Source organism: Streptomyces sp. DT190 (genome assembly GCF_049846985.1).
GTDB lineage: Bacteria > Actinomycetota > Actinomycetes > Streptomycetales > Streptomycetaceae > Streptomyces.
This window is the reverse complement of the sequence record NZ_JBNCNM010000007.1, coordinates 280,901-290,924: the sequence shown is the minus strand read 5'-3', so window position 1 is coordinate 290,924 and position 10,024 is coordinate 280,901. Positions and strand designations below refer to the sequence as shown.

Genomic DNA, 10,024 nt, shown 5'->3' with positions numbered 1-10,024 from the left:
CCCCCGCGGCCCCGCCCCCCCCCCGCGGGGCGGGGGCGGGCCCCCGGGCGCCCCCCCCCCCCACCGCCGTCGCTCATCTCACGCCGACCTGCGGAGCGAGCAGCACGGGAAGCCGGGTCGTCCGGGGCTTCGCCGGGACCTCGGCCACGGCCCTGGGCAGCGCCTGCTCCACCCCGTGCACCACGGACAGATGCCGGTCGGCCCGCCCGAACGCCGTGTACACCCACGGCCGGCTCAGCGCCTGCGCCGCGTCACCGGGCAGCACCACGACCACCGCGGGCCAGCGGCTCCCGACGGCCTGGTGGGCCGTCATCGCCCACCCGTGCCGCACGGCCTGCTCCACTCGCTCCTTCGGTACGACGACGGACTCGCCCGCGCACGACAGGTGCAGCCCCTCGGCGTCCGCCTTCACCACCCGGCCCGGCACCGACCTGCCGGGCGCGGGGGAGTGCACGATCCGGTCGCCGGGGTCGAAGCCGCCGAAGCGGCCCGGGCCCGGGTTGAGCCGCTCCTTCAGGGCCGCGTTGAGCGCGCGCGTACCGACGGCGCCGCCGTGCCCCGGCGTGATCACCTGCGTCTCCTCGGCCGGGACGCCGATGGCCCGCGGCACCGAGTCCACGACCAGCTGCACCGTCCGGTGCACGGCCTCGCCCGCGTCCCGCACGGGCACGATCACGACCTCCTTGCCGGGCGCCTCGACCTGGTTCAGCTCGCCGACGCCGATGCCCGAGACCAGCTCGCCCAGCGGCCCCGGGTCGGGCAGCCGTGAGGCGACCTGCGGGCAGATCCGCGCGGCGAGGAGGTCCGCGAACACCCGCCCCGGCCCCACGGACCACAGCACCGCCGGATCCCCGGCGAGCACCAGCCGCGCCCCGTCCGGCAGCGACTCCGTCAGCAGCGCCGCCGTCTCGACGTCCAGCTGCGGCGCGTCGAGCACGACCAGCAGGTCCAGGTCCAGCGTCCCGTCGGCATCCCGGCCGGGTCCTTCGAGACCGGACAGCAGCCCGGACACCGTGGCGACGGGGGAGGGGGCGCCGCTGTCCTGCCCGGCCCGGTGCAGCAGGGCGGTGAAGCGGTCGCGCCCGACGGGGCCGTGGGTGGCTGCCCAGGCACGCAGGCCGAGGGAGCGCGCGGCGTGCAGCAGCGCGGCCGGTTCGGCCAGGGACGCCTCCCCGCCGGTGTGCAGGACCAGACCGTGACCGGCCGCCGCGCGGATCAGCTCACCCGTGGACCCCGCCGCCGCGGCGGCGAGACGCTCCCACTCCTCGGCCGGACCGTCCTGTTTGGGCGCCGAGTTGACCAGCCGGGCCAGACCGTCGGCCAGGCTCTCCTCCGCCAGCGCGTACCGCTCCAGCCCGACCAGGACACGGACCGGGCGCTCCGCGCCCTCCTCCGAGCCCTCCGGGTCCGCGGCGGGGGCCGGGGCACCGGGCTCCTCCAGGGCGTCCTGGAAGACCAGTGCCTCGCCCTCCGCAATCGCGTCCTGCACGGCGCTGTCCGGCTCCGGCACGCCCCGCTGGGCCAGGGCCGCGAGGAGCGCCGGCATCTCCAGGGCGGTGTGCCCCGCCAGCGCCGCCTGCTCCAGGAGCCAGACCGTGACGGCCCGCCCGCGCCGCTCGTCGCCGGGCGCGCACTCGGCGCCCAGCAGCGCCCGCGCGAACCCGTCGGCCTGCTCGGGCCGTACACCCGCGACCCGCAGCAACTGCCAGGGATCGGCCCGCAGCAGCTCGTCGGCGCCCTCGCCGAGCACCGCGGCCACCTGCGGTGCCAGGGACTGGGGGGCACCGCCCTCGTCGAGCACCCGCTGCACGCCCCGCACCGCCTCGGGCGCGGGGGCCGCCGGCGCCGCGACGGTCTCCGCCGCCACCGGCTGCGGCCGCCGCACCGGCTCGGGGGCGGAGCGGCGCGGGGCGGGGGCGGGCTCCTCGAACACCGTCGCCGCCGGCTTCTCGCCGCTCTCCACGGCCCGTACGGCCGCGAGCAGATCGGCGGCCGTGCCGCTCAGCTTGGTGCCGGCCTCGATGGGGGCCTTCTTCTCGGCCTTGCGCTGCTCGATGCGCTCCCGCTCGGCCCGCTGGGCCAGCAACTCGGCCTCGGCCTCGGAGAGCCGGCCGGCCTTGCCCTCCTCCTGCGCCGGGTCCTCGGCACGGTCCTCCGCCGCCGAGTCCTCGGCACCCTCCACCGGGGTGGTCCCGGCGTCGCCCGGCGTCCCCGGCTCGGCGTCCTCCGTGGTCTCGGGCTCCGTGCTCACAGCGTGCTCCAGTCGTGATCGGGATAGCGGTGCACGGGCGCCGACACATCGTCGAGCGCCCGGCAGATCTCGTCAGGAAGACTAAGGGTCTCCACTGACAATGCCGCCGTGAGCTGCTGCGCGTTGCGCGCGCCGACGATCGGGGCGGCCACCCCCGGCCGGTCGCGGATCCACGCCAGGGCGACCTGGAGCGGCGTCACCGCCAGCCCGTCGGCGGCGGTCGCCACGGCGTCGACGATGCGGCTCGCGGTGTCGTCGAGGTAGGGGGCGACGAAGGGCGCGAGGTGGTCCGAGGCGCCGCGGGAGTCCGGCGGTGTGGTGTCGCCCCGGTACTTGCCCGTCAGCACCCCGCGCCCGAGCGGCGAGGACGGGAGCAGCCCGATGCCGAGGTCCAGCGCGGCGGGCAGCACCTCCCGTTCGACCCCGCGCTGCAGCAGCGAGTACTCCAGCTGCGTGGCCGCCAGGCGGGTCCGGGTGCCCGGGGCGGCGAGCTGCCAGGTGGCGGCCTTGGCCAGTTGCCAGCCGCAGAAGTTGGAGACGCCGGCGTAGCGGGCACGGCCGCTGGCGACCGCGAGGTCGAGGGCCTGGAGGGTCTCCTCCAGCGGGGTGTACGGGTCGTAGGCGTGCACGTGCCACACGTCGACGTGGTCGGTGCCGAGCCGGGCGAGCGAGGCGTCCAGGGCGGCGAGCAGATGGCCGCGGGAACCGTCGACACGGCGGTCGGGGTCGGGCACGCTGCCGGCCTTGGTGGAGATGATCAGGTCCCGCCGGGGCACGAGACCCTCCATCAGCCGGCCGAGCAGGTACTCGGCCTCTCCGTCGCCGTACACGTCCGCGGTGTCGACGAGGGTCCCGCCCGCCTCCCAGAACGTCTTCATCAGGTCCGCGGCGTCGTGCTCGTCGGTGTCCCGTCCCCAGGTCAGGGTGCCGAGCCCGATCCGTGACACACGCAGGCCGGTGCGGCCGAGATGCCTCTGCTCCATGAACGCCGAGATTACTGGCCAGAACCTGTCGTGTGGGTGGCTGTGGACGACCGATTTCCGGAGGTGGACGGTGCGTTCCCCTCGGCCGCCACAGCCCGGTGCCCGAGGTCAGCAGCTGCCGTCCGACACCTGCAGTCCCTTGTTCGCGCCCGCGGTCCGGTTCACGACGGCCGGGACGCAGCCGGCCGCGTCCAGGCGGAAGGAGTAGGGGACGGACACGGTGGTGTTCGACTTCACGTCGGGACCGGCCGGACGGTTCTCACTGTCCGGCTGGGACCACGTGACGTTGTCGAAGACGTTGCCGCCGACCTGCCAGTAGCCGGCCTCGTCGGTGTAGAAGGTGCCGAGGACGTCCTTGGAGTCCTCGAAGTAGTTGTTGTCCACCTTGGCGCGGGCGCCGGCCCGGGAGTTGATGCCGGACTCGTTGAGGCGCACGTAGTGGTTGTTGTACATGTGCGCGACGCCGCCGCGCAGCAGCGGGGCGCGGGAGTCGATGTTCTCGTAGCGGTTGTGGTGGTAGGTGATGAACCCGTTCGACAGGTCGCTCTCGCTGCTGCCGACCAGACCGCCGCGGCCCGAGTTGCGCAGGACGCTGTAGGACAGGGTCACGTACTGGGTGTTGTTCTTCATGTCGAACAGCCCGTCGTAGCCCTCCGACTCGCCGCCCGAGGCCTCCAGGGTGGTGTGGTCGACCCAGACGTTGCGGACGTTGCTCTCCATGCCGATGGCGTCGCCGCCGTTGGACGTGGGGGAGCCGGACTTCTTGACGTTCCGCACGGTCACGTTCTGGATGATGATGTTCTTCGATTCGCGGATGTGGATGCCCACCTGGTCGAAGACGGCACCGCTGCCGACCCCGACCAGGGTCACGTTGCTGATCTTCTTGAGCTCGATCACGCCGTCGGCGGTGTCGCAACTGCTGCCGGAGACCTTCTTGGTGCCGGCGTGGGTGATCGTGCCGGTCACCTCGATGATCAGGGGGGTGCTGCTGCTCGCCCGGCTGCACAGGGCGGCGTGGATCGCGGTCCCGGTGGTCGCCCGGACCGTCTGCCCGCCGGCGCCGCCGGTGGTCCCGCCGTTCTGGGTGGCGTAGCCGGTCGTGGTGCCCGTCGCCGCCGACGCCTCGGGCGTCGAGACCAGTGTGCCGGTGGTGGCGGCCAGGGCCAGGGTGGCCAGGGTCGCGCCGAGTCGCACTGAGGCTGCTCGCTTCATCCGTACCTCTCCGTTCGTGTGCGGAGTGCGGGTGGGTTAGAAAGCGCTTTCCCGAGAACGTACGGATTTGCTGTGCACGCGTCAATGGTCGTGTACTTGATTCTTGTTCACGCATCTGAAAGGGAGCGGCTGCACCGCTGTCCCGTGCGAGGGCCCCGCGCTATGGTCGGGGCACCAGGTACGTTACTGATCGGTAAGGGGATGCGGATGCAGCTCGGTATCAACCTCGGCTACTGGGGTGCCGGAATGGACGCGGACAATCTGGCCGTCGCCCAGGAGGCCGACCGGCTCGGCTACGCCGTCTGCTGGGCCGCCGAGGCCTACGGCTCCGACGCGGCCACCGTCCTCACCTGGGTCGCCGCCCAGACCGAGCGCATCGACATCGGCTCCGCGATCTTCCAGATCCCGGCCCGCCAGCCGGCGATGACCGCGATGACCGCCGCCACCCTCGACTCCCTCTCCGGCGGCCGCTTCCGCCTCGGCCTCGGCGTCTCCGGCCCCCAGGTCTCCGAGGGCTGGTACGGCGTCAAGTTCGACAAGCCGCTGTCGCGCACCCGCGAGTACGTCGAGATCGTCCGCAAGGCCATGACCCGCGAGCGCCTGTCGTTCGACGGCGAGCACTGGACGCTGCCCCTGCCCGGCGGCCCGGGCAAGCCCATCAAGCTGACCGTGCACCCGCAGCGCGAGCACATCCCGCTCTACATCGCCGCCATCGGCCCGAAGAACCTCGAACAGACCGGCGAGATCGCCGACGGCGCCCTGCTGATCTTCCCCTCCGCCGACCACCTGGAGGACACCGCGATCAAGCACCTGCGCGCGGGCCGCGAGAAGGCCGGCAAGACCCTCGACGGATTCGACGTCTGCCCCACGCTGCCGCTCGCCGTGGGCGACGACAAGGACGTGGCGGCGCTGGCCGACACCTTCCGCCCCTACACCGCGCTGTACGTCGGCGGCATGGGCAGCCGCAAGCAGAACTTCTACAACCAGCTCGCCCAGCGCATGGGGTACGAGAAGGAAGCCGCCGAGATCCAGGACAAGTACCTCTCCGGCGACAAGCAGGCCGCCGCGGCCGCCGTACCGCACGACCTGATCGACAAGACGACCCTGCTCGGTTCCGTGGACCGCATCGCCGAGCGGATGAAGGCCTACGCGCAGGCCGGTGTCACCACCCTCACGCTCGCCCCCGCGGGCTTCACGCTCGACGAGCGGCTCGCCTCCCTGCGGGCCGGCACGGAGGCCCTGGAGCGCGCCGGCCTCGCCTGAGGCCTCTCGAAGTTCCGCGGCCGTGGTGGGGGCTCGGGGGTCTTCCCCGCCACGGCCGTCACGGGGAACAACGCGGCGGACGGCCGCCGGTTACGGTCCGGCGCCGCCCGGCCGGCGGGCCGGCACGGCTCGCTCTGTGTCCCCCGTTCGGCGGAGATGTCCGGCACACCTGTTGCAACGCCCCGCACCCCGCATTTGACTCGTTCTTCGCGGAGACCTGCGGATCCTGCAGCACGCGCACGCGCGCGGGAAGAGGTGCCCACGATGCTTTCGGCCAAGAATCTTTTCCAGGAGATCCTCGACAACGACGAGTCCTTCGCCCTGTTCTGCTCCATCGCCGCCAGCGGCGAATCCCAGGGCGGCTGGGAGAACGCCCGCATCGCCGCGCTCGTCCCGGACGGTGAACGCGAGCTCGCGCCCAGGATCTCCCGGCACGGCGCCGACGAGGACAAGCACGGCCGCATCTTCAACGCCCTGCTGAAGAAGCGCGGTCTCGACCCCGTCCCGGTCCCGCGCGAGACCGACTACACGATGCTCCTGGAGAAGAACGGCATCGGCCTGGCCCACGAGCAGCTCAGGCGCGACGAGCGGCTCACCGTCCGGGACATCGTCACCTACCTGTCCCACAGCAGGGTCACCGAGCAGCGCGCCTCCGAGCAGATGGACCTGCTGCGCAAGCACTTCGCCGACCACCCCGACATCGGCCGCGCGGTCAGGCAGATCTCCCACGACGAGGACAACCACCTCGCCTACTGCCACGAGGAACTGCTGCGCTTCGCCCGCGCGGGCCACGGCCGGGACATCCAGCGGACCCTGCGCGCGTGCGCGCTCGCCGAGATCCGGATCTACCGGGACGTCAGCCTCGCCGTCATGGCGCACATGGGCCGCATCCTCGGCTGGTCCCGGGCCAAGTCGGCCGTGCTGCAGGCGGGTATCCACGCGGTGTACGCCTACGAGCGGCTCGGCGGCTGGCGCCGCATGGTCTCGCTGCGGCCCCCCGAGCGCCGTGACGCCCTCGGCGGGCCGGCCGCCCCGGAACCCGAGTTCGCCTGAACCGGCCCGCCCTGCTCTACAGCCACCCGCGGCGCTTGAACAGCCGGAACACCAGGAACTCCAGGACGGCCATCAGGGCGATCAGCGCCGGATACGACCAGACCCAGCGCAGCTCGGGCATGTACTCGAAGTTCATGCCGTAGATCCCCGCGACCATCGTGGGGATCGCGGCCATGGCGGCCCACGCGGAGATCTTCCGCATGTCGTCGTTCTGCCGGACGCTCATCTGCGCCAGATGCGCCGAGAGGATGTCGGACACCAGCCGGTCGAGGTTCTCCACGGACTCGTTCACGCGCGTGAGGTGGTCGCTGACGTCCCGGAAGAACGGCCGGGCGCGGTCGTCCACGAACGGCACCGCCACGCCGTACGGCGCCGTGCCCGACAGCCGGCTCATCGGCAGGGACAGCGGCCCGGTCGCCCGGCGGAACTCCAGGACCTGCCGCTTGAAGTCGTAGATCCGGGACGCGGTGTTGCGCGAACCGCCGCCGTCGGGTGAGAACACCTCCGCCTCCAGGCCCTCCAGGTCGGCCTGCAGCTCCGTCGCCACGTCCAGGTAGTGGTCGACGGCGGCGTCGGCGACCGCGTACAGCACCGCCGTGGGGCCGGTGCCCAGCAGCTCCGGCTCGTGCTCCAGACGGTGCCGCACCGCCTTGAGGGGAGCGCCCTCGCCGTGCCGGACGGTCACCACGAACCCGTCACCCAGGAAGATCATGATCTCGCCCGCGGAGACCTTGTCGCTCTGCGGCTCGTACACCACCGGCTTGAGGACCACGAAGAGGGAGTCGTCGTAGATCTCCAGCTTGGGCCGCTGATGGGCCTTGAGGGCGTCCTCGACCGCCAGCGGATGCAGGCCGAACTCTCGCGTGACGTGGTCGAACTCGCGCTCCGTCGGCTCGTGCAGCCCGATCCACACGAATCCGCCCGCCGCACGCGCCTCCCCCAGGGCGTCGGAGAAGTCCTCCGGCCCGTCCGTCCGATGTCCGTCGCGGTAGATGGCACAGTCGACGATCACGAAGCGAGTCTCCCGTCACTCGAACGACACCGCACGCGTGCGTGCGCCTACGCTGGAGCGCATGCCCACGCTGATCCTGGTCAGGCACGGACGCTCCACCGCCAACACCGAGGGACTGCTCGCCGGCTGGACGCCCGGCGTCGCCCTCGACGAGCGCGGCGCCGCGCAGGCCGCCGCGCTCCCCGGACGTCTGGCCGAACTGCCCCTCGCCGAAATCGTCACCAGCCCGCTCCAGCGCTGCCAGGAGACGATCCGCCCCCTGCTCGAGGCCCGCCCCGGCCTGAACCCCCACACCGACGAGCGCATCGGCGAGTGCCACTACGGCGACTGGTCCGGGCGCAAGCTCGCCGAACTCAAGGACGAGCCCCTGATGGAGGTCGTGCAGGCGCACCCGTCGGCCGCGGCCTTCCCGGGCGGGGAGTCGATGCGGGCCATGCAGACGCGCGCCGCCGAGGCCGTACGCGAGTGGAACGCGCGCGTGGAGCGCGACCACGGCGCCGACGCCGTCTACCTGATGTGCTCGCACGGCGACATCATCAAGTCCCTCGTAGCGGACGCACTCGGACTTCACCTGGACCTCTTCCAGCGGATCTCCGTCGAACCGTGTTCCATCACCGCGATCCGCTACACACGACTGCGGCCGTTCCTCGTCCGCCTCGGCGACACCGGCGACTTCACGTCCCTGGTGCCGCGCGAGGAACCGCCGGCCGAGGAGGCCCCCGTCGGGGGTGGTGCTGGCGCACCGTGATCGTCGGCCGCAGTAGGGTGAAGCGGTCGCAGCAGTGCCGTGCTTCCACGGCTCCCACGATTCCAATGGAGACAGGACGTGTCCCGTCAGGTGTTCCTCTACGACCATCCGGAGCGTTTCGTGGCCGGCACGGTCGGGCTGCCCGGGCGCCGTTCGTTCTTCCTCCAGGCCTCGGCCGGCTCCCGGGTGACCAGTGTGGCCCTGGAGAAGACCCAGGTCGCCGCGCTCGCCGAACGCATGGAGGAACTGCTCGACGAAGTCGTACGCCGTAGCGGCGGCAGCGCCTCCGTCCCCGCCGTGGCCCCCTCGGAGATCACCGACACCGCACCGCTGGACACCCCCATCGAGGAGGAGTTCCGGGTCGGCACCATGGCACTCGCCTGGGACGGCGAGGAGCAGCGCATGATCGTCGAGGCGCAGGCGCTCGTCGAACTCGACGCCGAGTCCGAGGAGGACCTCGCCGAGGCCGAGGAACGGCTGCTCCAGGACGAGGAGAACGGGCCCCCGATGCTGCGGGTCCGGCTCACCGGCGCGCAGGCCAGGGCCTTCGCCAAGCGCGCCCTCGACGTCGTCAACGCCGGGCGGCCGCCGTGCCCGCTGTGCAGCCTCCCGCTCGACCCGGAAGGACACGTATGTCCGCGCCAGAACGGATACCGCCGCGGAGCGTGACACCTCCTTCGGACGCGGCCGAGCTGCTCGCCCGCGGTGAGCTCACCGTCCGCGGACGCATCCGTGAGGCGTCCAACGCGGCCCTGTACTGCACGGTGGCCTACGACGGCCGGGAGGCGGCCTGCGTCTACAAGCCGGTCGCCGGCGAACGCCCCCTGTGGGACTTCCCCGACGGCACGCTCGCCCAGCGCGAGGTCGCGGCCTACGAGGTCTCCCGGGCGACCGGCTGGGACCTGGTGCCGCCCACCGTGCTGCGCGAGGGCCCCTACGGCGAGGGCATGTGCCAGCTGTGGATCGAGGCGACCGCCGACGGGGAGCTGCTCGCGCTGGTCGACGGCGAGGAACCGGAACCGGGCTGGAAGGCGATCGGCCTCGCCGAGGTCGGCGAGGGACGGACCGCGCTGCTGGTGCACGCCGACGACGCACGGCTGCGGCGCCTGGCGGTGCTGGACGCCGTGCTCAACAACGCCGACCGCAAGGGCGGGCACCTGCTGCCCACCGGCGACGGGCGGCTGTACGGCATCGACCACGGGGTGACCTTCCACGTCGAGAACAAGCTGCGCACCCTGCTGTGGGGCTGGGCGGGGGAGCCCCTCACCCCGGAGGCCGTCGGCGTCCTGGAGGGACTCCGCGAGGGCCTGGCGGAGGACGGGGCGCTCGCCGCCCGGCTCGCACCGCTGATCACCGGCGCCGAGATCGACGCCACTCGCGCGCGGGTGGGCGCGCTGCTCGCCTCGCGTACGCATCCCGAGCCGAGCGGGGAATGGCCCGCGATTCCCTGGCCACCCGTCTGACAGCACACCGGTCCGGGTCACCGCAAGAGCGCCTTCTCG

At 72.6% G+C, this 10,024-nt stretch carries 8 protein-coding genes and 1 pseudogene; 5 read left to right on the top strand and 4 right to left on the bottom strand.

Annotated elements, in window-relative coordinates:
* Positions 1 to 73 precede the first annotated feature (73 nt).
* The 3 genes and pseudogenes from ACPXCS_RS15920 to ACPXCS_RS15910 all read right to left on the bottom strand — a co-directional run.
* On the bottom strand, positions 74 to 2,251 hold the full coding sequence (locus tag ACPXCS_RS15920; RefSeq protein WP_425949894.1) for a helix-hairpin-helix domain-containing protein: 2,178 nt from the start codon (positions 2,249 to 2,251) through the stop codon (positions 74 to 76).
* A complete protein-coding gene (locus ACPXCS_RS15915; RefSeq protein WP_425949892.1) occupies positions 2,248 to 3,234 on the bottom strand; it encodes an aldo/keto reductase in 987 nt (328 codons plus the stop codon). The genes ACPXCS_RS15920 and ACPXCS_RS15915 overlap by 4 nt, the downstream gene beginning before the upstream one ends.
* Positions 3,235 to 3,345: 111 nt before the next feature.
* A pseudogene (locus tag ACPXCS_RS15910) lies at positions 3,346 to 4,446 on the bottom strand (pectate lyase family protein); the annotation flags it as partial.
* 207 nt (positions 4,447 to 4,653) lie between these two features.
* Between ACPXCS_RS15910 and ACPXCS_RS15905 the strand changes: the two are divergent.
* Both ACPXCS_RS15905 and ACPXCS_RS15900 read left to right on the top strand, forming a co-directional pair.
* Positions 4,654 to 5,709 carry an LLM class F420-dependent oxidoreductase gene (locus ACPXCS_RS15905; protein WP_425949890.1) on the top strand — a complete coding sequence of 352 codons (1,056 nt, stop codon included), beginning with the start codon at positions 4,654 to 4,656 and terminating at the stop codon, positions 5,707 to 5,709.
* 264 nt (positions 5,710 to 5,973) lie between these two features.
* Positions 5,974 to 6,762, top strand: coding sequence for a ferritin-like domain-containing protein (locus tag ACPXCS_RS15900; protein ID WP_425949889.1), 789 nt, complete (start codon positions 5,974 to 5,976; stop codon positions 6,760 to 6,762).
* A 16-nt stretch (positions 6,763 to 6,778) separates the two neighbouring features.
* Here ACPXCS_RS15900 and ACPXCS_RS15895 read toward each other — a convergent pair whose 3' ends face one another.
* Positions 6,779 to 7,774, bottom strand: coding sequence for a magnesium and cobalt transport protein CorA (locus ACPXCS_RS15895; RefSeq protein WP_425949887.1), 996 nt, complete (start codon positions 7,772 to 7,774; stop codon positions 6,779 to 6,781).
* A 61-nt stretch (positions 7,775 to 7,835) separates the two neighbouring features.
* Between ACPXCS_RS15895 and ACPXCS_RS15890 the strand changes: the two genes are divergently transcribed.
* The 3 genes from ACPXCS_RS15890 (at position 7,836) to ACPXCS_RS15880 (ending at position 9,985) form a co-directional block, all read left to right on the top strand.
* Positions 7,836 to 8,522 (top strand): histidine phosphatase family protein, encoded by a 687-nt coding sequence (locus ACPXCS_RS15890; protein WP_425949885.1) that lies wholly within the window; start codon positions 7,836 to 7,838, stop codon positions 8,520 to 8,522.
* Between the two features lie 78 nt (positions 8,523 to 8,600).
* Entirely contained in the window at positions 8,601 to 9,191 is a 591-nt protein-coding gene (locus ACPXCS_RS15885) for a DUF3090 domain-containing protein (RefSeq protein WP_425949884.1), read from the top strand.
* Positions 9,155 to 9,985 carry an SCO1664 family protein gene (locus ACPXCS_RS15880; RefSeq protein ID WP_425949882.1) on the top strand — a complete coding sequence of 277 codons (831 nt, stop codon included), beginning with the start codon at positions 9,155 to 9,157 and terminating at the stop codon, positions 9,983 to 9,985. The genes ACPXCS_RS15885 and ACPXCS_RS15880 overlap by 37 nt, the downstream gene beginning before the upstream one ends.
* The last annotated feature ends 39 nt before the right edge of the window (positions 9,986 to 10,024 follow it).